The sequence below is a fragment of the Veillonella atypica genome (assembly GCF_041431435.1).
GTDB classification, from domain to species: domain Bacteria; phylum Bacillota; class Negativicutes; order Veillonellales; family Veillonellaceae; genus Veillonella; species Veillonella atypica.
This window is the reverse complement of sequence record NZ_JAPVXV010000003.1, coordinates 271,028-291,972: the sequence shown is the minus strand read 5'-3', so window position 1 is coordinate 291,972 and position 20,945 is coordinate 271,028. Positions and strand designations below refer to the sequence as shown.

21 protein-coding genes and 1 tRNA gene are annotated in these 20,945 nt (G+C 39.8%); 15 read left to right on the top strand and 7 right to left on the bottom strand.

All coding sequences use genetic code 11. The features are described 5' to 3' along the window. The first annotated feature begins 39 nt into the window (after window positions 1-39). The 3 genes from O3598_RS05450 to O3598_RS05440 all read left to right on the top strand — a co-directional run bounded on the left by O3598_RS05450 (window position 40) and on the right by O3598_RS05440 (window position 2,994). Entirely contained in the window at window positions 40-651 is a 612-nt protein-coding gene (locus O3598_RS05450; protein WP_287500887.1) for a hypothetical protein, read from the top strand. A 204-nt stretch (window positions 652-855) separates the two neighbouring features. Then, on the top strand, window positions 856-2,049 hold the full coding sequence (locus tag O3598_RS05445) for an MFS transporter (RefSeq protein ID WP_009661759.1): 1,194 nt from the start codon (window positions 856-858) through the stop codon (window positions 2,047-2,049). Window positions 2,050-2,106: 57 nt separating this feature from the next. Then, the gene (locus tag O3598_RS05440; RefSeq protein WP_038124731.1) at window positions 2,107-2,994 is read left to right on the top strand and encodes a LysR family transcriptional regulator; all 888 of its coding nucleotides are present in this window, start codon (window positions 2,107-2,109) and stop codon (window positions 2,992-2,994) included. Between the two features lie 86 nt (window positions 2,995-3,080). On the opposite strand, the gene O3598_RS05435 is transcribed toward O3598_RS05440, so the two are convergent. Both O3598_RS05435 and O3598_RS05430 read right to left on the bottom strand, forming a co-directional pair. Then, entirely contained in the window at window positions 3,081-3,692 is a 612-nt protein-coding gene (locus O3598_RS05435; protein WP_005376659.1) for a LysE/ArgO family amino acid transporter, read from the bottom strand. A 134-nt stretch (window positions 3,693-3,826) separates the two neighbouring features. Beyond that, window positions 3,827-4,870, bottom strand: a complete 1,044-nt coding sequence (locus tag O3598_RS05430) for a YeiH family protein (RefSeq protein WP_270523811.1) — start codon at window positions 4,868-4,870, stop codon at window positions 3,827-3,829. Window positions 4,871-5,144: 274 nt separating this feature from the next. On the opposite strand from O3598_RS05430, the gene O3598_RS05425 reads away from it, so the two are divergent. The 5 genes from O3598_RS05425 to O3598_RS05405 all read left to right on the top strand — a co-directional run bounded on the left by O3598_RS05425 (window position 5,145) and on the right by O3598_RS05405 (window position 10,398). After that, a complete protein-coding gene (locus O3598_RS05425; protein ID WP_005376646.1) occupies window positions 5,145-5,690 on the top strand; it encodes a beta-class carbonic anhydrase in 546 nt (181 codons plus the stop codon). 554 nt (window positions 5,691-6,244) lie between these two features. Beyond that, window positions 6,245-6,997 (top strand): dethiobiotin synthase, encoded by a 753-nt coding sequence (gene bioD, locus O3598_RS05420; RefSeq protein WP_371452068.1) that lies wholly within the window; start codon window positions 6,245-6,247, stop codon window positions 6,995-6,997. 75 nt (window positions 6,998-7,072) lie between these two features. Beyond that, the gene (gene bioA / locus O3598_RS05415) at window positions 7,073-8,470 is read left to right on the top strand and encodes an adenosylmethionine--8-amino-7-oxononanoate transaminase (protein WP_371452095.1); all 1,398 of its coding nucleotides are present in this window, start codon (window positions 7,073-7,075) and stop codon (window positions 8,468-8,470) included. Between the two features lie 121 nt (window positions 8,471-8,591). After that, window positions 8,592-9,932: an anaerobic C4-dicarboxylate transporter gene (locus O3598_RS05410; RefSeq protein ID WP_005376674.1), complete on the top strand. Its 1,341-nt coding sequence runs from the start codon at window positions 8,592-8,594 to the stop codon at window positions 9,930-9,932. 169 nt (window positions 9,933-10,101) lie between these two features. Continuing rightward, a complete protein-coding gene (locus O3598_RS05405; RefSeq protein WP_016476116.1) occupies window positions 10,102-10,398 on the top strand; it encodes a YciI family protein in 297 nt (98 codons plus the stop codon). 60 nt (window positions 10,399-10,458) lie between these two features. Here the strand turns inward: O3598_RS05405 and O3598_RS05400 are convergent, their stop codons facing one another. The 3 genes from O3598_RS05400 to O3598_RS05390 are packed head-to-tail and all read right to left on the bottom strand — an operon-like array spanning window position 10,459 to window position 12,483. Continuing rightward, a complete protein-coding gene (locus O3598_RS05400; RefSeq protein ID WP_287532298.1) occupies window positions 10,459-10,863 on the bottom strand; it encodes a Fur family transcriptional regulator in 405 nt (134 codons plus the stop codon). 59 nt (window positions 10,864-10,922) lie between these two features. Then, window positions 10,923-11,741, bottom strand: coding sequence for a metal ABC transporter permease (locus O3598_RS05395; RefSeq protein WP_005376649.1), 819 nt, complete (start codon window positions 11,739-11,741; stop codon window positions 10,923-10,925). After that, on the bottom strand, window positions 11,734-12,483 hold the full coding sequence (locus tag O3598_RS05390) for a metal ABC transporter ATP-binding protein (protein WP_119982431.1): 750 nt from the start codon (window positions 12,481-12,483) through the stop codon (window positions 11,734-11,736). The genes O3598_RS05395 and O3598_RS05390 overlap by 8 nt, the downstream gene beginning before the upstream one ends. 147 nt (window positions 12,484-12,630) lie before the next feature. Here O3598_RS05390 and O3598_RS05385 point away from each other — a divergent pair, with 147 nt between their 5' ends. Both O3598_RS05385 and O3598_RS05380 read left to right on the top strand, forming a co-directional pair. Then, window positions 12,631-13,536 (top strand): metal ABC transporter substrate-binding protein, encoded by a 906-nt coding sequence (locus tag O3598_RS05385; RefSeq protein WP_371452065.1) that lies wholly within the window; start codon window positions 12,631-12,633, stop codon window positions 13,534-13,536. 180 nt (window positions 13,537-13,716) lie between these two features. Continuing rightward, a complete protein-coding gene (locus O3598_RS05380) occupies window positions 13,717-14,385 on the top strand; it encodes a hypothetical protein (protein ID WP_316602556.1) in 669 nt (222 codons plus the stop codon). Between the two features lie 75 nt (window positions 14,386-14,460). Here the strand turns inward: O3598_RS05380 and fliB are convergent, their stop codons facing one another. After that, window positions 14,461-15,378: a flagellin lysine-N-methylase gene (gene fliB / locus O3598_RS05375; protein WP_371452063.1), complete on the bottom strand. Its 918-nt coding sequence runs from the start codon at window positions 15,376-15,378 to the stop codon at window positions 14,461-14,463. A 172-nt stretch (window positions 15,379-15,550) separates the two neighbouring features. Here fliB and O3598_RS05370 point away from each other — a divergent pair, with 172 nt between their 5' ends. From O3598_RS05370 to O3598_RS05355, 4 genes are all read left to right on the top strand, one after another. After that, window positions 15,551-16,120, top strand: a complete 570-nt coding sequence (locus tag O3598_RS05370) for a PepSY domain-containing protein (protein ID WP_005384409.1) — start codon at window positions 15,551-15,553, stop codon at window positions 16,118-16,120. 49 nt (window positions 16,121-16,169) lie between these two features. Further along, window positions 16,170-16,245: transfer RNA gene (locus O3598_RS05365), tRNA-Thr, on the top strand. Between the two features lie 303 nt (window positions 16,246-16,548). After that, window positions 16,549-17,166, top strand: coding sequence for an SAP domain-containing protein (locus O3598_RS05360; protein WP_005376691.1), 618 nt, complete (start codon window positions 16,549-16,551; stop codon window positions 17,164-17,166). A 556-nt stretch (window positions 17,167-17,722) separates the two neighbouring features. Beyond that, entirely contained in the window at window positions 17,723-18,271 is a 549-nt protein-coding gene (locus O3598_RS05355; protein WP_232197164.1) for a hypothetical protein, read from the top strand. 337 nt (window positions 18,272-18,608) lie between these two features. Here the strand turns inward: O3598_RS05355 and alr are convergent, their stop codons facing one another. Continuing rightward, on the bottom strand, window positions 18,609-19,721 hold the full coding sequence (gene alr, locus O3598_RS05350; protein WP_156717932.1) for an alanine racemase: 1,113 nt from the start codon (window positions 19,719-19,721) through the stop codon (window positions 18,609-18,611). Window positions 19,722-19,950: 229 nt separating this feature from the next. On the opposite strand from alr, the gene O3598_RS05345 reads away from it, so the two are divergent. Next, window positions 19,951-20,901, top strand: coding sequence for a 2-hydroxyacid dehydrogenase (locus tag O3598_RS05345; RefSeq protein WP_156717951.1), 951 nt, complete (start codon window positions 19,951-19,953; stop codon window positions 20,899-20,901). Window positions 20,902-20,945: the final 44 nt, after the last annotated feature.

Below are 20,945 nucleotides of genomic sequence, written 5' to 3'. Positions count from 1 at the left end.
TATTTTAAATTATATAGTTAAACGTGAGGAGTCTCGATAATGGCAGAAGTAGTGAAGAAACAATTTAAGAGTAAGTATCATATTCTTATTTGGATCGCTGTGTTAGCACTTATTTTAATGGGAATGGTAGAATATGGTTATGTGACTAGTGGCAGATCATTTGGTAACTGGAAGGTTCATTTAGGTTTAATTCCCTATGCTGCATGGCTTGTATTAACCTACATTGCAACGAAGCCAAAATGGTTTATCAAACGATATAATCCTAAAGAAATGTTTGAAGTGCATCGTATAGTAGGTATTGTCAGCGTTGTCTTAGTCTGTGCTCACTGGTATGTATACTTCTTAAAGGCCCTAAAATCTTTCTTAGGTTTTTGGGGCGGTTATATTTCCCTTGGAGCCATGTTTATTGCTCTTATCTTTGGTGTACTATACTTAACACCTTGGATTGGAAATATAGCAAAATCCGTATCTCGTAAGAAAGCGATTTGGATTCATCGTCTAAATCTTATTGCCATCATTGCAGCAAACATTCATGTTCATGGTTTTGGTCGTTTGTCCAAAATGGTACCATTCTTACCTGTATTTGATGTATTAACATATGCATTGGTTATTTATTACATCTATTGGATGATCAAACAAAAGCAATACTAAGAATGTAGTATATATTTTTTATAAATAGAAGCTCTCGTCTATTACTAAGAGATGAGAGCTTTTTTCGTACCTATCTTTACTTATTAGTGCATAAGAGATGGTCTTTTTTTCTTGTTTACGATACAATATATAGGTAAGTTATCTTAATATATTTAGGTAAATATATTCTAAATAATGTATTTTAATTAATTGCTTGAAGGTTGTATGGATATTTCATGGAAGCGCATCATCTATTTGATTTGCGCTATACAAGTCGGTGCGGGCATTACTATTATCGGCGTATTATCATTTATACCTTTATATTTGGTAGATCTAGGGCTGACCAATCAAGGAGAGGCTGCTATGTGGGCTGGTCTTGTATCTGGTGTAACACCTTGTATGGTAGCCTTGAGTGCTCCCTTTTGGTCCAGGAAAGCCAATGAACTAGGGCCTCGCCGGGTGATGATGTTCATCCTTGCCACTCTGATGCTAGCTGTAGGGGCTGCCGGTTTTGCACAAACGCCGAGTCAGCTATTAGTGCTGCGTACCTTACAAGGCTTAGTGGGTGGTTTTGTACCCATTGGACTTGGTATCATTGTATTAATCACACCAGAGGAACGCGTACCATGGGCGATGGGATTGTACCAAGCATCGATGGTGATGGGTCTTGTTTTTGGCCCTCTTATGGGTGGTCTTGCTGCTGATTTATTAGGCTATCGGGCTCCGTTCTTTATGTTTTCCATCTTATCAGGCTTGTGCTTGTTAGCTGTGTACCTACTCATGCCTAATCTACAGCATACGCATAAGGTAGATAGTAATGAGTCCCAATGGGCATTAATTAAATCATTTCTTGCTATCCCACGTGTACGATTGCTCGTGGTTATGCAATTTTTATGTAACTTTGGTATTACCGGTATAGGCCCTATATTGCCACTCTACATTAAACACTATATGCAAGTAAATGATGATTTTGTGGCCACCATTGTAGGTGTTATTATCTTTGGGGCCGGTCTGTTTAGTGCACTAGCATCGATTTCAATCGGTCGCATTACTAAATGGATGTCTATGCCGAATATATTATTGACGGCCACCTGTGGTGTAGGCGGATTTTTTATCCTCCAATATCTTATGCCAAATGTGTGGAGCTTAGGTATATTTAGAACCATTGCAGGATTCTTTATGGGCTTTATTACGCCTATAGCGAATACCTTGATTTCAAAGGCTGTTCCCAAAGAGCGGCGAAGTATTGTCTTTGGCGCTGTATCTAGTGTAGCCATGATGGGCAATGTGTTGGGCCCTATGATTAGTGGTATGATCGCTAATTGGTTTGGTTATGGCATGGTATTTTGGAGTACTGCTAGTATCTTTTTTATAGCCGCTATATTTGTGTGGCGTAGCCTGTTGCGTGAGAGTATCTAGATGTCTGGATAGTGACAGGTTTATTGTTTGAGATTATGTGTATTGAGAGAGTTCATCATGTTATTAAAACAATTGGAGTATTTTATTTCTGTTGTAGAGCATAACAGCTTTACACAGGCAGCCTATGAGCACTATGTGTCTCAGTCGGCTATTTCACAACAAATTAAATCCTTGGAGGCTAGCCTTGGCGTTCCATTGATGATACGTGAAAAGCGTAGCTTTCATCTAACACCGGCTGGTGAATATTTATATCGAAATGGTAAACAGCTGATGACGCGCGTTAAAAATTTACAAGATGAGACGGTGCGTGTCGGTAAAAATGAGCGTAAGTATTTGCGTATTGGCTATTTAAATCGCTATAGTGGCATTGCATTGCAGCAGGCATTAATGCGCACTACAAAACGGTATCGTGACCTCGATGTGCGTATGTATAGTGGCAGCCATTCTGAATTGAATCAAATGCTCGATGATAATTTGGTGGATATCATTTTTAATGATTATTGGCAAATTAAGTCGGATAATGATTATGTAGCATATCCTATTAGTAAGGCTACCGTTATAGCAGAGGTGCCCAAGGGGTATACCCCGGAGGGGTCTGTAGAGCTGAAAGAATTATTAGATTTGCCGTTAATTCTTGTATGTCATGATGACCAACGGTTAGATGAAGAGGAAAACTATCGAAAATCGATGGGATTTATGGGATCGTTCCTACAAGTTAAAAATCTTGAAGAAGCCCGTTTTCTCGTTGGTGCTGGACAAGGTATATTATTGGTAGACCGATTCAAGTATCTAGTGGATACCATTCCAGGTATTGAGCGAAAATGTATATTAAATAATGGTAAACCTATAGAAAAGGATTACTATTTCTATGTGAGTTCACAAAATCCTAATACCTATGCAGAGGCATTTAAAGATATTTTTCTACAGGTTCTCGATGAGTTTTAAATAACAACATATATGAATAAAACAGGTATCGCCTAAAACCACACAGCTTTATGGTGTAGTGATTTCAGGCGATACCTGTTTTGTGTTTATATGGACAGCATCATTAGAATGCCATCATAGACGAGCTTTATGCCATATATGATTAATACGGTACCGCATACGCGATTGATCCATACGAGATGGGATATCTTAATTTTCTTAGCTAGTACATACATGGTTCCAGCAAGGAATCCAAACCAAATCGGTGTCATCGCGAGAAATCCAAAGAAGAAGTGATATATGCTTTCAGCAGGAATATTAGCGCGAAAGGCGCCGAGCATCATGGAGGCATCGATGACTGCTTGCGGATTGCCCCATGTAACGAGAAGTGCCATTAACAGGATATTTTTGATGGGGATGTTCGTATCAACCTTTTTGAGTGAAGGTGTAGTTTTAAATGTTTTGTATCCTAGGTAGGCTACGAGCAAGCCGCCTGCAATGAGAATGATCAGGTTAAAGACTGGCCATGCCTCGAGGAGCGCCCCAATGCCGTAAAAGGCCGCCGTACTCAAGGTCATATCGAATAGACCAATGATAGTGATAGTTAACAGGATACGTGGCAATGGTTGGACGAGGGCCGTATTAATGATAAATAGATTTTGCATCCCAATCGGTGCAAACGTGGCGAGACCTACTAATAAACCTTGCAGGAAATACATAGATAATCCTCCTTTCTTGATGGATAATACGTTTAGGTAAATTTGGTACGTATAATAAAAGAATAGACCCCTGTGTAGTGTTATAAAGTACTACATAGAAATCTATTCTGTATTAAACGAAGCTTTATTCTATTTTACCATAAACCGATAACATGTTGCATCCCTAGGCTGACGAGGGTGATGCAAATCCAGCATGCAGCGCCTAATGCAAGGGCACTACCACCAGATTTGATAAGCTTAACAAGATTTGTATTAAGCCCAATAGCAACCATGGCCATGGTGATAAAGTATTTAGAAATAGTTTTGAATATGTCTAAGAAGTGAATGTCCACATTTGCATAGGACAATACAGTTGTAATAAGAGAACAAATGACAAAGTAAAGAACAAACTTAGGGAAGATAGCTGCAATATTAACAGATTCAGCGTTATCGCTTGCCTTAGCCGCTTGTTTTGCTTTGTACACTTGATAACTAGCAAGACCTAAACAGATAGGGATGATTGCCAATGTACGTGTCAATTTAACAATGGTTGCATATTCAAGAACTTGCGTGCCTGTGCCCTTCATGCTATCCCAAACAGCAGCAGTAGCTGTTACGGATGATGTATCGTTAACGGCTGTGCCCGCAAAGAGGCCAAAGCCCATGTTAGACAATCCAATAGCATCGCCAAGAGGTGGGAATACGAATGCAGCGACTACATTGAAGAAGAATACAACGGAAATAGCTTGTGCAATATCTTGATCGCTAGCTTTCACAACAGGCGCCGCCGCAGCAATGGCACTACCACCACAGATGGAAGAACCAACACCAATTAAAACGGCTGTGTTAGAATCGATATGCGTGGCTTTGAATATGATGTAAGAAATGATAAGCGATGTGGCAATGGTTGAGATGATAATTGGTAAGGAAACCCAACCTACATGCAATACTTGGGTGATGTTAAGACCAAAGCCGAGAAGGATAACGGCCCATTGTAGGATTTTTTTAGACGTAAATCCAATGCCGGCGCCCGTTTTTTCTCGTTTCCAAGATGTGAATAAAGAACCAATAATAATACCGAGGATAATCGCGAAGATTGGACTGCCGATAAAATGAAAATGCTGTCCTAATAGCCAACATGGAATGGCTAGAATTGCACAGAGCAATATGCCTGGCAGTGTTTTTGTATTGATACCCATCATAAAACCTCCTAATTGTACCTACTTGGTACATACATCGCTGTGGTATCGCACAGGATGTATAAATAAACTACGACTTAATAATAACATAATCGGGGGAATTAATCGAGGGGGATTCCTCATTAAGTATCTTGTATACATAGCTTATAGTATTGTATCTTATGGTGAAAGTTTTATATAATCTTATACGGGATAATTATACTTAATGAAATATGATTCCTAGTAAAATACGTAGAGAACATCAACATGTCTCATAGAATATGCGAGGTGCATTATGATTGATATTAATGGTATCATTGAAAAAAACAAAGAATATGTAGCTAAACACCCTGAGCTTGCTCAAAAGGGTTTAACTAGTCATCCTACAAAGAAATTAGCCATTGTAACATGTATGGATACGCGTTTAGTGGGGATGCTCGAAGAATCCTTAGGATTTGATCGTGGCGAGGTCATCACCATTAAGACAGCCGGCAACAGCGTAACGCAACCGATTGATAACATCGTTCAAAGTTTGCTTGTATCTACATACGGCATGGGCATCGAAGATGTAATCGTCATCGGTCACGAAAACTGTGGTATGATTGACTTTTCCGCAGAACAATTTATGGAATCTATGAAAGCCAAAGGCATTAATGAAGATGCGATTCGCATGATTGAACCAGGTCTTATCGATTGGATGGACCGTTTCCACATTTCTGAAGAAAATGTACGCTATACAGTTAAATTCTTGCGTCACCATCCATTATTCCCAAGAGGCATGGGATTCTACGGGGGGATGATGGATCCTGATACAGGGGAATTCCGCTATATTGAGGTTTAATCATCTACTCGATGGGGCCCTATTACAATTCTACATTTAGGCTATCAAGAGCCACGCATACTCTCTCGCTCCACCGGCCGGGTCTGACTACGGCCTGCGGCCTTCGCAGGGCCAAAGTCGCGCGAGAGTATGCGTGGCTCTTGCTATAACTATAGATGTAATTAGGTCCCATCGAGTTTTCTCATAACCACAATGTAGCGGAATTCCTCTGCATTTAATGAGAGAGAACACCGGCCGGGTCTGACTCCGGCCTACGGCCTTCGCAGGGCCAAAGTCGCTGTGGAAAGGGACCCTCTATTTCTATTTACTTTGCGTGTAAACTAGTCTCATTGGGTTATGCTTACCCGCTCAATATAGCGGAATCTCTCTATATTTAAGAGTGGAATGTCGCTGCGAAGGTATGAGTGGCTCTTGTTATAGCGAAAATTGTCAACCTGTATAGATTGTATATAGTTGACTGTTTTATTTGTAAGTTTTATACTGTAATTAAATTGTCAACTAATTATATATGCATAGTTGTTAATGCTGATTCGATATGGTAAAGAGGTGCTCGTATGAGACAGTTAGGTGTTTCTATTATTGGTACGGATACGGATGTAGGTAAGACATTTGTCACAGGATTACTTGGGGCGTTAGCAGTGGACGATGGTTTTGATGTAGGCATGGTTAAGCCTGTGTCGTCTAGTGCGGTTCCATTTTCTCAATGCGAAACGATGGATGAAGATGAAATATGCATGGGTCTTGAAAGTAAGGATGCTACCTATTTGATGCAGTCTGTAGGTATTCCTGAGTCGCGTCGCCATGAGGTGAATCCTATTGCATTGGCAGGGGATTATTCACCGCGTTTGGCGGCAGAGTTGGCCGGTGTAGAGATCGATTATCCGGAAATCGTAGATCATGTAAAAACGGTTGTAAATCAACACGATATTACATTTGTAGAAGGGGCTGGTGGCATTACAACGCCTCTTACTAAGGATATTACGTTTACAAATCTTATGACGGATATTGCATATCCTGCCATATTGATTGCTGATGGGCGTCTAGGTTCTATCAATCGCGTTGTGTTAACGTATGAGTATGCAAAACAGCATCATATTGATGTAAAAGGAATCATTGTAAATGATACGACTGTGGTGGATCCATTCTTATTAAAGACGAATATTGAGGATATGGAACGGTATACCGGTATTCCGGTGCTCGGTGTACTTCCTCCATATCAAGGACCTAATCAAGCGCATATCAAGCTTGGTTGGGGGCGTTCGTTCTTAGATTCGGCTAAGATTTGGCAAACTGTATGGGGCATTTAGTGAAAGCTCTATATACAAGGAATCTGGAATTAAGTAGATAGTATAGATATAAAATCTTAAGTATGAGGTGTTATGATGGCAGAGAAACAACTTTCACAACTTTCACAAATTGCACAATGGGACCACGAATTTGTATGGCATCCATTTACACAAATGCAAGACTGGTTAGCACAAGAACCTGTAGTTATCGAACGCGGTGAAGGCGTGTATTTGATCGATGACAAGGGTAAAAAGTATTATGATGGTGTATCATCCTTGTGGGTTAATATTCATGGCCATAATCATCCTGTGCTTAATCAAGCGTTGAAGGACCAAGTTGATAAGATTGCGCATAGCACATTGCTCGGATTGGTGAGCCCTCCATCAGCGCAGTTGTGTAAAGAATTAGTTGAACTTGCACCAGAAGGTTTGGAAAAGGTATTCTTATCCGATGATGGTAGTACGGCTATTGAAGTCGCTATTAAGATGGCGTACCAATACCGTCAATTAGTAGGTCAAACAAAGAAAACGAAATTTATTGCACTCAATGCGGGCTATCATGGTGATACATTGGGGACTGTATCCGTAGGTGGGATTCAGTTGTTCCATCAAGTATTCCATAATTTGTTGTTCAAACCTTTAACCTTGCCAAGCCCTGGTGTATACCGTGATGTAGCAGATCGAGATAAAGCATTTGAAGAGTCCTTAGCAGAATTGGAACGTATCCTCAATGAAGAAGGAGACGAAATTACAGCTCTCGTTATGGAACCATTAGTGCAAGCTGCGGCCGGTATGCTTGTTATGCCTCACGGCTATTTAAAACGCGTTCGTGAGTTAACTGCCAAACATGATGTATTCCTCATCGTTGATGAAGTGGCAACAGGCTTTGGCCGTACAGGTAAATTCTTTGCTTGTGAACATGAAGGCGTATCGCCTGATTTTATGACCTTATCCAAAGGGATTACGGGTGGTTATTTGCCGTTGGCCGCTACATTGACTACAAAACGCGTATTCGATGCATTTCTTGGCACATTTGAAGAAAAGAAAACATTCTACCATGGTCATTCCTACACCGGTAATGCCTTGGCATGTGCTGTTGCATTGGCTTCGTTGAAAGTATTCCGCGATGAAAAGGTTATCGAAGGATTATCTGCGAAGATTGAGGCTTTCACAAAGGCACTTAAACCTATCGAACAGTTAAAACATGTTAAAGAAGTACGTCAACGAGGTCTTATTGTAGGTATTGAACTTGAAAAGGACGTTGCTACTCACGAAGCGTATCGCCCAAATGATGCGGTAGGTGCAAAGGTTGCTGTTCTAGCTCGTGAACAAGGCCTTATTTGCCGCCCAATCGGCGATGTGGTTATCCTTATGCCACCATTGGCATCCACGGTGGAACAATTGGAAGACATGGTTCGCATCGTAGGTGAAAGTATTAAACGTGCCACAGAAGAAGAGGGCGTATTAGAAGATTTGAAGCCAATCATTCTATAATAAAAAGCATTTTACTTGCATAATGTAAAATATATTCTATACATTCTCAAAATACGATGATTATTCTGCATATCTATGATACTATATATGTATAGTATATATATTCAAAGGAGGTCATCGTATGGACATTTATGTAATTATGCAAGTCATTATTTTGTTCGGTGCCATCTTCTTGGGCGTACGCCTCGGTGGCATGGGCATCGGCTATGCTGGCGGCCTCGGCGTTGTATTGCTGAGCCTCGGTATGGGGATGTTCCCAGGGCAAATCCCTTGGGATGTTATCCTAATCATTATGTCAGCCATTGCCGCAATTTGTGCATTGCAGTTGGCTGGTGGTTTAGATTATTTAGTACGCATTGCGGAAAATATCTTGCGTAAAAATCCTAAACACATCAACTATTTAGCTCCTACAGTTACGTATTTCTTGACAATCTTAGCTGGTACAGGTCATACGGCATTTTCTATGATTCCTGTAATTGTAGAGGTTGCAAAGAGCGAGAACATCAAGCCGTCCGTACCACTATCGATTGCCGTTGTAGCGAGCCAAATTGGTATTACCGCAAGCCCTGTATCCGCAGCGGTTGTTGCTATGAGCGGATTCCTTGAACCGTTCGGTGTTAGCTATCCAACATTGCTTGGTATTTGTATTTCCACAACATTTATTGCGGTTATGATTACTGCCTTTATCATGTCGACCTTTACGAACAATGATTTGTCTTCTGATCCTGTTTACCAAGAACGTTTGGCAGCAGGCCATGTGGCACCACCTCGCGAAAAGAATGTGGATTTCCATCTAAAACCAGGTGCGAAAAAATCTGTTTTGATTTTCTTAATTGGTATCATTTGTATCGTATTCTATGCAACAGCAATTTCTAAGAATATCGGTATTATTAAACCGGTTATCTTCGGCCGAAACGATGCCATCGTCGGATTCATGATGATTATTGCAGCGGCTATCACATTCTTCTGTAAATTAGATACAGCACAACTTGTCAACACAAGTACATTCAAATCTGGTTTATCTGCTTGCGTCTGTGTTCTCGGCGTAGCGTGGTTAGGCGATACCTTTGTAAAAGGTCATATCCCTGAAATTAAAGCCATGGCCTCTAGCATGGTAACGGCATATCCATTCTTGTTAGCAGTGGCCTTCTTCTTCGCTAGTACGCTTTTGTATAGCCAAGCAGCGACTACACAAGCACTTGTACCGGCAGTAATCCTTGCTTTAGGTATTACACCGGAAAATACGGGGTCTGTATATATCATTATCGCATCCTTTGCGGCCGTATCTGCACTCTTTGTACTACCTACATACCCAACACTTTTGGGGGCTGTACAAATGGATGATACAGGTTCGACCCGAATCGGTCATCTCGTATTTAACCATCCCTTCTTCATCCCAGGCGTACTTGCCATTGCTATTTCTGTAGCACTTGGTTTCGTTGTTGCTCCATTGATGTTGTAATTGGTGAAAGCGTATAAAATCCTATACTATGCATAATACACAGGGCCTAGTCACATACGACTAGGCCCTGTTAATTGTTGTGCAATGGATACATTATTGGAAAAATGCTATACTATACATAAGAGAGGGATATATAGTATGGTAGAGAAAGATGATATAGGAGCCTATTATGTATACGATTTCTATCAAGCTAGATATGAATCGCATCCCGCCGGAAGCATTCGAGGCAATGAGAGAGAAGCATCATATCTGGTATAAAACATATTTTGATGCAGGAAAATTTTTAATGTTTGGCTCAAGACCAGATAACTCTGGTGAAAGCCTTATTATCGCTCAAGGAACAGTTGAGGACTTAGAAGAGGCGGTACAATTTGACGCATATTATGCGGAGCAATTGGCAACCTATGAGATTCGCGAATATAAGGTAACATTGTTCAATGAAGCGATTAAAAACTATATAGATTGATATTAGATATCCCATATGAAAGGGCCCCTAGTACATTAGACTAGGGGCCCTTTTGGCGTTTTATCTGTTTTTACAGTCCTTGCAGATTCCCGCAATTTCTAGGTGATGCTCTGTTACTGTAAAATCTACATCTGTAAGTTCCTGTGGCATTTCTACGACGGGGCAGGTATGTAGAGGTATCATAGTTCCACATTTCGTACATACCGCATAGTGACGGTGCGTATGGGGTGTAATTTCGTAGTACGCCATGTCGCTACCCATGATGGTGGTACGTGTAACGATATCTTTTGTTTCTAATAACTCAAGGGTGCGGTAAATGGTAGACATCCAGGTGGTGCTGCCATCGCCTAATCGTTCAGCAATTTCGATGGCGGTAATCGGTTTATCCGTTGAGTTTAATACGGACCAAATAGCCTCGCGCTGTTTGGTCTTTTTTATGCCTTCTGGCCAATGTATTGTATTCATAATAACGCTTTCTATCATGGGGTAACTATTAACTGTATGTACTCTTGTACACATACTATTTATTTACTAAATTGCATCCTCCGAATAATGGATTTAATATTCTTGATGATGAGTACTACCAATAGGATGAATACCGATGTAAGTGATACAAAGCCACCTGGCGCCACGTTAAGATAATAGGATCCGAATAGGCCGATAATCATGGCCAGTAAACTAAATCCAATGGAGCAGAGTAAGGTTGTTCTAAAACCTTTTTCCAATTGTAATGCAGAGGCTACCGGTAAGGCGATCATGGCACTTAATACGAGAACGCCGACGATTTTGATGGAAATGGATACGGCTGCCGCCATTAAGATAGCAAATACATAGTTAATCAAATCCACTTTTACACCCGCTACTCGTGCGGCCTCTTCATCGTAGGCGATGTAGAGAAGTGAGTTGTAGAGGAAATACAAGGTTAACACAGATAATATAGTGAGTACTGCAATGCTAATCATATCTGTAGTATTTACGGTTAAGATACTACCGAAGAAGAACACGTTAGCGTTAGCTTTCAGCTTGCCCGAACTGATGAGGGTAATGGCTGTACCGATGCTGAGAGATAAGATGATGGTAAGAATTAAATCAAGATGATGAGAAAAGTATTTTCGCAAGAACTCGATAAGGGCGCCGCAGATAGCGGTGAATATGAAAGCCCCTAATATAGGGTTCGTATTGGTCAATAAACCGAGGGTAATCCCGGCGAGGGATGCGTGGCTCATGGTGTCGCCAATCATACTGGACCGGCGTAATACCATAAATATACCGATGCATGGGCATAATAGAGAAATGCAGACTGCTACGAAGAAGGCATTTTGCATGAAATCATAATTAAACATGGCGCACCTCCTTAGATGTTGTATCCTGAGCCTGAGCCGTCACGTCTGTAAAGCAGGAACAGTTTTCATGGCCTACAGGATTGCATCCCGTGTTATGCATGATTTCGCAAGCATATTGTTCAGGGGAACAGAGATGACCTTGACCATTTGCAATGTGATAGATATTTGTCGAATTTGCAAGAGCCATTTCCAAATTATGCTCTACAGAAATAATGGTAATATGGTGTTCCTGATTTAGTGTGCGCAAGAGGGCATAAATACCTTCTTGGCTCTTGCGGTCGATGCCCGTTGATGGTTCATCGAGAATGATGAGATCTGGGCTACCGATAAGGGCCCGTGCGATAGAAACGCGCTGTGCTTGACCGCCGGATAATTTGCTGATGAGTCGGTCTTTAAACTCCGTCATATGTGTGAGCTCAAGAACGCGATTCACTTCATGTTTATCTTTGATGTTCAATAGCTTGCGATAGGAATCTAGAATTTCATAGACTGTAATAGGAAATCCAGCATGGGAGAAATCATTCTTTTGTGATACATAACGAATATTGTTCGTGTTACATGTGATGGAACCTTTTACAGGCGTTAGAAAACCTAGAATGAGGCGCAAGAGGGTGCTTTTACCAGAACCATTGTCGCCTACGATGGAAATATAATCGCCACTATGCACCTCTACGTTTAAATCATTTAGCACATAGGGCGGTTGACCTTGGTATGAAAAATAAAGATGTTGAATTGATAACATAAAAACCACTTTTCTGATTGACAAAATTATTACTACGTTTATACTATAACTATATTACAAATGCAACTGAGTCGCAACTGCAATTAAAGAATACTATATATACTATAATAGCATGAGCACTCAGGATTTAGAAAAAGGAGGCCTACTATGGTCAAGAAACTGGTATTGTTAGTAGTTGGCGTGCTGATGGCTGCTCTATTTGCAGGCTGTGGTAATGATGCGCCAAAGGAACAAGCAGGTAAGAAAATCCAAGTGGTAACAAGTTTTAATGCTATGTCTGAATTTGCGAAGGCTATCGGTGGCGATAAGGTAGAGGTATCTACGATTATTCCAGATGGTACGGAACCACATGACTTTGAATTAAAACCAGAGAATATGAAACAATTAGCATCAGCGCAAGTATTTGTTTATAACGGACTCGGCATGGAACCTTGGGCGCAACAAGCGATTGATGCGGCTAAAAACGACAAACTTGTATCTGTGAAAGCATCTGACGGTGTAGAGGCTATTAAGAACACAGATCCTGACGAAATTAAAGAACATGGCGCTGAAGACCCTCATACATGGTTGTCTTTGAAAAATGCTAAGATCGAAGTTAAAAATATTAAGGATGCATTGGTAAAGGTAGATCCTACTAATAAGGATTATTACGAAAAGAACTACAATGATTATGTGGCAAAATTAGATGCGATGATTCAAAAATATGAAGGTCAATTTGCAAAAGCTCCACACAAAAACTTTGTAACAGGTCATGCTGCTTTTGCATATCTATGCCGTGACTTTGGATTAGAACAAAATAGCGTAGAAGATGTGTTTGCAGAAGGTGAACCAAATGCAACACAATTGGCTAAACTCATCGAATACTGCAAGGAAAATAAGATTACCACAATCTTCGCAGAAGAAATGGCTAGTCCAGAAGTATCTAAGACATTAGCTCAAGAAGTAGGCGCTAAGGTAGAAACCATTTATACTATCGAAAGCAAGGAAGACGATAAAACATATCTTGAACGAATGGATGATAATTTGACTAAAATCTTAGGAAGTTTGCAATAACTTTTTATGAGTAAAATTAAACTATTTATAACATAAAAATATAATAAAATTAAAAGCAAGGTATATTCTATACCTTGCTTTTATGTTATAATAAATGAGCGTTTCATGAAATAATGTACTGTTTATGTGCATTGACGCATACTTTGTATTGTGTTGTATTAATAAGTATTAAGAGGACATATGATTGAATTCTTTGATCGATTAGTAGGGCCTATCGATACGGATGGCGTACGCATATATCGTCAACGTACCAGCATAACTCAATTAGTCGTGATGATGGTGCTAGCCGTTATATGTTACCAATTCACCGCTATAGGTGATTCGGTATATGCGGAGGCTATGAAACACTTCATCATGAATCCTACCACATTTATGAAAATTGAACAACTTCCTATGGTTAATATCATTGAAATCAATGGATTGCTACAAAAGTTGAATACGACGACACCTCTGTGGGATGTGAGCAGATGGCTATTGCTGATTGTGAAAGCTTTAGTTATGGCTATACTTATCAGCGGCTATGCATTATGGCGTGCTCGTCATTGCTATACGATGACTATTTTAACCGGTGTATTCCACTGTATTGCCTATGCGCAAGTGGTAATCGGTATCTACATGTTGAGCATTGGTGTACTCTTTGCTTTCGCTAAAGCTCCTGTCGTCCTCGTGTTGTTATTGGGCGTATTTCTTACGATTATTTGCCTTCTTCTTACCATGTCTTTAATCACCGTGGTAGGACGTATTGTGGGGGCCTCCGTTTCGGGCAATGCCTTTGAAGGACTTCTCGTTATATGCGGTGCGTACATCATCTGGGTAGGCATAAAATTTTTAGGCATACTACTATTTTAAAAAGACACATTCCGTTTTTTGGAATGTGTCTTTTCATCGTTATATAGCAACTACGCATGATTTGTCCGATAATTCTTATTTGTCATGGTTGTTGTTTTCATATTCATTAAATAAGAATGCTACATTATCTTCATCGTATTCGATTTGTTCAGACCATCGTCTGATTTGTTCTGGTAGATTTCCGAATTGATGTGTTAGCAGTGCTATGAATACTGTGGCGTCAAAGGCGTATCGCACAAGGCTTTCTAACGAGTATTCTGCAAGCATATCAATTTGGCGGTATAAGATGTATTGATACACCTTGTTGAGTGCGGATACATCGATGGTGTCGACCTTAAGTAAGTCCATCGTAGTTGATGCCGTTGTCGATGACAGCATGGCCTCTAAATGGGCTAGTTGATTTGTCCATTCCTCATCGATAGGCTCCGTTTTCTTATATATAGTAACTAACTCTTGGCAGTAGTGGATAGAATGATTGAGTGTAAACTGACAAATAGCCGGATTAATACCTAATGCTAAGAGGTCAAAGATATTTTCGAGTACGGGACGGTCTTCAGCAGTAAATTCGCCGTCATCATCTTCGATGGTGAATAGCAATTGATCGCCTTCGGTAGCTAGTAACTTTTCTACCGATTCTTCGCAGGATAGACCGACGCCACAGAGCTCGAGGTCTTCGATATATTTATAGAACCGCGGATGCATATGGCAGGTATCGCATAAACTATCTTCGCCTAGTTCTAAGACTACGCGGCACAATCCATCTTCCCGTAGCAACGGACAGGTAGGCTGTTTGTCGCTAAACATGAAATAATAGCCTTCGTCATCGACGGTCATAAATTTCCGTAGGTCTTCGCCTAATGGTGTAGGCAGTGTTTGATATAATTTAGCCGTCTCCTCATCTACATCGATAGTCCACTTTTGACAACATGTATGATGACATTGATTGGCTTTGCATTGAAATGTATGGTAAAAGGTTGGATATAAAGAAATCATAGTACTCACTTGTATATATTATTAACTACTGTTTTACTAATTAAATTGTAACATATGCTATCTATTCGTGGGTGTTATTTTAGATTATGATTTTGTTCGTGAAAGCCCTAATTATTGTGTATAATAATAGTATATGGAATATTTACTAATACTATTTATGTAGGAGGAACTTATGAAATCTATGTTCGTAAAAGGCGGTATTGCATTGGCACTAGCAGCGGCATTTGGGGTAAATGCACCAGTTGTTGATGCGGCTAGTATTGTACCGGTACAACCGACAGTAGCAGTTGTTGATGCTAATCATGCAGCCATTGTAGGCGCCAATACATTGCTCAATGCTTTCATTCAACAACATCCAAAAGCAGCGATTACAGAAATTGCATTTGATGGCGAAGATGGTCAAATTAAATATGAAGTTGAAGGCTTTGATTCAACAGGTAAGTATGAGTTGAAATACAACTACAATACAAATCAAATTGGTGAAACAAAAGAAGGCGCATACAAGGTTGGTTTAGAGAAAAAGGCCTTTGATCCTACTCGTATTTTAACGCCAGACGCAGTTGTAAACTTTGCCTTTGCTCAAACAAAAGGCCAAGCAACTAGCCTTAATAGCTGGTCTGTAAAAAATGAAAAAGGTCGTTTTGTATACGATGTAGCATTTGGTGCCGCTAATCATCAAGAAATTGAAGTGCATGTAGACGCTTTCACAGGTGAACTTGTATCTGTAAAAGGCGTAAAATAGGTGTATTTGACATCTTACTGCAATAGGAGTAGGATGTTACTATACACATGCTGGTATAGCTCAGTTGGTAGAGCGGCTCATTCGTAATGAGTAGGTCGTAGGTTCGAATCCTATTATCAGCTCCAACTAATTTTATGAATTTCTGTGAGTATCAATGAATTGGATAGATTAAATAAATATAGATAATACCAGCTTCATTGATACTCTTAGATATTCATGATAGTCTATAAGTTGATTATAATTTGTCCTCTCTAAAAAACCCTTTAGGTTATCGCCTAGGGGGTTCTTATTATATATTAGAGTATGTTAATATATGTCAATATATGTTTAATAGCTTTTTTAGGGTATCTGGAATGTTGCGTTTTGTTGAAAGTATCTAATATATAAAAAAACCCCATTTAGAAATTTGGAGTTGTAGAGGTGAGCATTTGGAAGAAAATAGACCTGATTTTAGAGATATAAAATCATTTGAAGAATTTAACAGATACTACTGGTATCGAGAAGAGCTTTCACAAATTTGTAAGTACCTTGGATTAGAATACAGATGTACAAAAAAAGAATTAAATCATATTATAGAACAATATTTTAAGGGAAATAGAGTAGAAAAATTTTTGAGGAAAAGAAATAAAAATCAAACCGAAATAATAACCCTAAATACATCATTACTTGAATGTGGGTTTTCCTTTAATCAGAAATTTCGTGATTATTTTTCAGCTGTAACAGGTGTTAATCCCTTTAAATTTAATGCTGATATGGCAACAGCTTGGCGAAAAGTAAAACGGGACAACAACATAAATTTTACAATCCAAGATATGATTAAAATATACTATGGAGAGTCAGACTACGCCAAGTATGATAATTCAGCTTGCCAATGGAATCAATTTCTAAAGGATTTTTGTGCAGATGAGTTTAGCAATCATTACTCTAACAAGTTAAAAGTTGCGGCTATCCTTTGGAAAGAAGTTAGAGATTCAAAAAATAAAAAGATTTATTCACGGGGACTTCTAAAAGAATATAGCTACAAAATAGAGGAGTACTGTAAGTAAACAACTTCAAGTTTGTCGAAGGGAATATAAAGTATTAAAGACGATAGAAATAAAAAATCTATCGTCTTTTCCATGCCTATTTTCAATTTATATTGCGAGCAATAAATAGGGAAAACTCGCAAGAGTTGCTAACCAGTATTTCAAATTTATTTTTTAAAAATTACAAATCTATTGGTAGCTTTTTGGTAGCTAAATATAGTATTTTTTCTAAAAATTTACTCATGAATGATCTAGCTGTGGGTCATATTGAAAAAATTAGTATTTAATAATATGGGAAATGTTGCATGCTATGGGCTTTCACAGAAATCAGCAGACATAATATGAATTGATGATTCATGAATCACATTTGTAAAAATTCTATAGAAATTTAGCCGAAAATTCATATATATTTCATGCAATAAATTGAGCTGTTCTGATATCTTAATTTGCATCTCATACGCGGTGGCTAAGATGGTCTCAGTTAGCCGCCATAGGCCTAGGTGGTAAACAGATGTGATTGTACATAGGTTATATTCCATAGCTTATATGCAATTAACTATTTGAAACTTAGGAGGACATGATGAAGAAATCTATCGTAAGAACTAGCCTTGCATTGGCAGTAGCTGGTGTATTAGGCACTAGCGTAGTTGCTTATGCAGCAGAAGCCCCACAAGTACAACCTGTGCCGGTAGTAAAAGAAGCAGTACAAACTGCACCAGTAGTAAAACAAGAAGCAACAGCACCAAAAATTGATGTGTCTGCAGCTATTAAACCTGTAGCAAATGAAAATACTAAACCTGTAGTGACTGAAACTGCTAAATCTGTAGCCCCTGAAGCTGCTAAACCTGAAGCTCCAAAAACTGTAGCGACTGAAACTGCTAAGCCTGCAGTAAACGAAACTGCACAACCTGTTGTAGTTCCTGCAGCAGCAAACCCTGCAGCGGCATCCATGGATGCTGATACAACTCCTGTAGTTGCAAAAGCAGATAAAAAGGATGCAAAAACAACAAAGGTTGTAAAAGCGGATACAAAAGACCATAAAACAACTAAGGTCGTAAAATCCAATAAAAAAGCTCAATCTGCTCCAGCTGTAAAAGCTGAAAAAGCAGATAAAGCTCATAAATAATCTACTATACCAATACACATACATTGCGCCATCCCATCGGCGCCTTGGGGTGCATACATCTCCCAGTGCACCCAGATACGGGCCCTTTGGTGGATCAGACAAACATTGACTCTCTCCTATGCCGTCTGTCTCCTTAGGGCCTCCTTATGAAGGGCTCCCTCCCAATTCATAAGTATATACATGATGTATATAAAATATCTCTCTCACAACACACAATACACACACAACACACACAATCCATATGTGTATGGTATAGGAGAATAAAAGCACCACCGAATTTCGGTGGTGCTTTTACTTTTGTGGATGACAATAGAATAAATTGTGTCATCCTCTTGTGTTATATGTATTGTCTTGGCACGCGATCAGAGAAGCCACAGAAGATTTCATAAGGAATGGTGGAGGCAAGGGCTGCAATTTCAAGAGCCGAGATGCTTTCATGACCTTGAGACCCCAATAGTACTACCTTGTCGCCTGGTTTGACTGTAATTGTATCAGGTATTGCGACCATGAATTGGTCCATACAAATGCGCCCTACAACAGGACAACGAGTACCTTGGATGAGAACAGTACCACGATTAGATAGGCTGCGTGGATACCCGTCGGCGTAGCCTACAGGAATAGTAGCGATTGTCATCGGTTCTGGTGTGACATAGGTAGAACCATAACCAATACCTTCGCCTGCTTCGAGATGCTGCACATGAACGACTTCACTGTGGAAGGAGAGAACCGGTTTTAGACCTAATCGATTTGGCACATCGAGAGATGGCATAATGCCGTATTGGATGATACCTGGTCGTGCATCTGTGAAGAGACTATCCTTTACGGATAGTAGGCCGGCACTGTTGGCGAGGGAGAAACGATAGTCCGCATCAGGTCTAAAGGCACGAATTTCATCCACCATTGTATGGAATTTTTGAGCCTGTCCATGAGCGTGGCTTTGATCTGCTGCATCGGCATTACTCATGTGTGAAAAGAATCCGTCTACTGCAAGATTTGGATAGGATTCAACGCGCTTAATGAATTCCACCGCATTTTCTGGTTTAATACCTATGCGGTGCATGCCTGTATCAACGGCTACGGCAACGCGGATAATCATATCGTGATTGTCCGCCACTTTGTTGAGGGCCTCTAAATCGGTAGATTCGCAAACGGCGGGAATGGAATTCGTATCCGCTACAAGTTCAAAGGATTGTGGTCTCGTCAGACCCAATAGATAAATAGGTACCATAATGCCAGCATTGCGAAGTGGTACAGACTCTTCTGGAATGGCAACGGCTAAGGATTCATAACCTTCTTCAACAGCAATACGTCCCATCATAACGCTGCCGTGACCATAGCCATTGGCCTTGATAACCGCTGTGGATGTACTCCATTCAGGGAGGCTGTCTTTTATTTTTCGTAGGTTCTCGCGAACCAAGCTTGTATCAATCGTTAAATATGTTGGTCTCATGATTATTTCACTCCTAAAATACATTACTTTTATTGTATAACTTTTAGGGAATTAAACAATAGTTTTTGTGAAAGTTTATGCTGAAATTTCATTTATACTTAGATTCTAGGAGTCATTAGTCAAAATCAGCATAGGAGATAATGAATATGACGTATAATATGTAGCATTTAGTAGTATAATTAGTATATAAAATGATTTCACTTATGATAACAATCGTGAGGAGGATATGATGAACGAACGAGTTGTAGTGGTTAATGCTGGTAAGATGAATTATGATCACTTGCTAGATTTTTCTGTATTATCAAATGATGTACAAGTGTATGACGATAGCACAAATGCTGAGCTTATTGAACGTATTCAAGGCGCTACTGTAGTGGTAACAAAAGAAATACCTGTAGGGCCAGAGTTGCTTTCACAATTTCCTGAATCTGTGAAACTCATCGTAGAAGCTGGTACTGGATATAACAACATCGACCTTGATGCGGCGCGTGCTAAGGGCATTACGGTGTGCAATATTCCAGCTTATAGTACGGAACGGGTAGCTCATACGGCGATTATGATGCTTCTAAATTTTGCATCTACTATGCAGCAACAAATCGGTATGCTTGCTAGAGGCGACCGTAGCAATTTTACTAAACATTTACAAGTCCCTCACACCGAAGTTAATGGTAAAACATTAGGTATCATCGGTGCAGGTCATATCGGCATGGCTGTTGTAAAGGTAGCAAGGGCTTTAGATATGAACATTTTAATTCATACGCGTACGCCAAAGGAAGATAGCGAGGGTATTCGCTATGTAAGCCTTGATGAATTACTCGCGCAAAGTGATTATATTTCCTTACATTGCCCATTGAATGATAAGACAAAACATTTGATTAATAAGGATACAATCGCTAAGATGAAATCTAATGCTGTCATCATTAATACGGGTCGCGGTGCACTTATTAATGAAGCGGATTTATGTGACGCCTTGGCAGCTAAACGCATTCACGGTGCTGGCCTTGATGTACAAGAGGTAGAACCTCCAGCAGAGGATAGTCCTCTGTATACATTGGATAATGTCATTATCACACCTCACATGGGCTGGAAGGGCCTCGAAACGCGTCAACGTTTGGTAGGTATTATTCGCGATAATGTACAAGCCTTTTTGAAAGGTGAACCGATTAACGTCGTTTCCTAATAGATACACAAATAACCCCTGACCGGTTGTGTGGTCAGGGGTTA

Bases quoted from the DNA above. Each gene is read 5' to 3' on its own strand.
- O3598_RS05450 (WP_287500887.1), top strand. From the start codon at position 40: ATGGCAGAAGTAGTGAAGAAACAATTTAAGAGTAAGTATCATATTCTT.
- O3598_RS05445 (WP_009661759.1), top strand. From the start codon at position 856: ATGGATATTTCATGGAAGCGCATCATCTATTTGATTTGCGCTATACAA.
- O3598_RS05440 (WP_038124731.1), top strand. From the start codon at position 2,107: ATGTTATTAAAACAATTGGAGTATTTTATTTCTGTTGTAGAGCATAAC.
- O3598_RS05435 (WP_005376659.1), bottom strand. From the start codon at position 3,692: ATGTATTTCCTGCAAGGTTTATTAGTAGGTCTCGCCACGTTTGCACCG.
- O3598_RS05430 (WP_270523811.1), bottom strand. From the start codon at position 4,870: ATGGGTATCAATACAAAAACACTGCCAGGCATATTGCTCTGTGCAATT.
- O3598_RS05425 (WP_005376646.1), top strand. From the start codon at position 5,145: ATGATTGATATTAATGGTATCATTGAAAAAAACAAAGAATATGTAGCT.
- bioD (WP_371452068.1), top strand. From the start codon at position 6,245: ATGAGACAGTTAGGTGTTTCTATTATTGGTACGGATACGGATGTAGGT.
- bioA (WP_371452095.1), top strand. From the start codon at position 7,073: ATGGCAGAGAAACAACTTTCACAACTTTCACAAATTGCACAATGGGAC.
- O3598_RS05410 (WP_005376674.1), top strand. From the start codon at position 8,592: ATGGACATTTATGTAATTATGCAAGTCATTATTTTGTTCGGTGCCATC.
- O3598_RS05405 (WP_016476116.1), top strand. From the start codon at position 10,102: ATGTATACGATTTCTATCAAGCTAGATATGAATCGCATCCCGCCGGAA.
- O3598_RS05400 (WP_287532298.1), bottom strand. From the start codon at position 10,863: ATGAATACAATACATTGGCCAGAAGGCATAAAAAAGACCAAACAGCGC.
- O3598_RS05395 (WP_005376649.1), bottom strand. From the start codon at position 11,741: ATGTTTAATTATGATTTCATGCAAAATGCCTTCTTCGTAGCAGTCTGC.
- O3598_RS05390 (WP_119982431.1), bottom strand. From the start codon at position 12,483: ATGTTATCAATTCAACATCTTTATTTTTCATACCAAGGTCAACCGCCC.
- O3598_RS05385 (WP_371452065.1), top strand. From the start codon at position 12,631: ATGGTCAAGAAACTGGTATTGTTAGTAGTTGGCGTGCTGATGGCTGCT.
- O3598_RS05380 (WP_316602556.1), top strand. From the start codon at position 13,717: ATGATTGAATTCTTTGATCGATTAGTAGGGCCTATCGATACGGATGGC.
- fliB (WP_371452063.1), bottom strand. From the start codon at position 15,378: ATGATTTCTTTATATCCAACCTTTTACCATACATTTCAATGCAAAGCC.
- O3598_RS05370 (WP_005384409.1), top strand. From the start codon at position 15,551: ATGAAATCTATGTTCGTAAAAGGCGGTATTGCATTGGCACTAGCAGCG.
- O3598_RS05355 (WP_232197164.1), top strand. From the start codon at position 17,723: ATGATGAAGAAATCTATCGTAAGAACTAGCCTTGCATTGGCAGTAGCT.
- alr (WP_156717932.1), bottom strand. From the start codon at position 19,721: ATGAGACCAACATATTTAACGATTGATACAAGCTTGGTTCGCGAGAAC.
- O3598_RS05345 (WP_156717951.1), top strand. From the start codon at position 19,951: ATGAACGAACGAGTTGTAGTGGTTAATGCTGGTAAGATGAATTATGAT.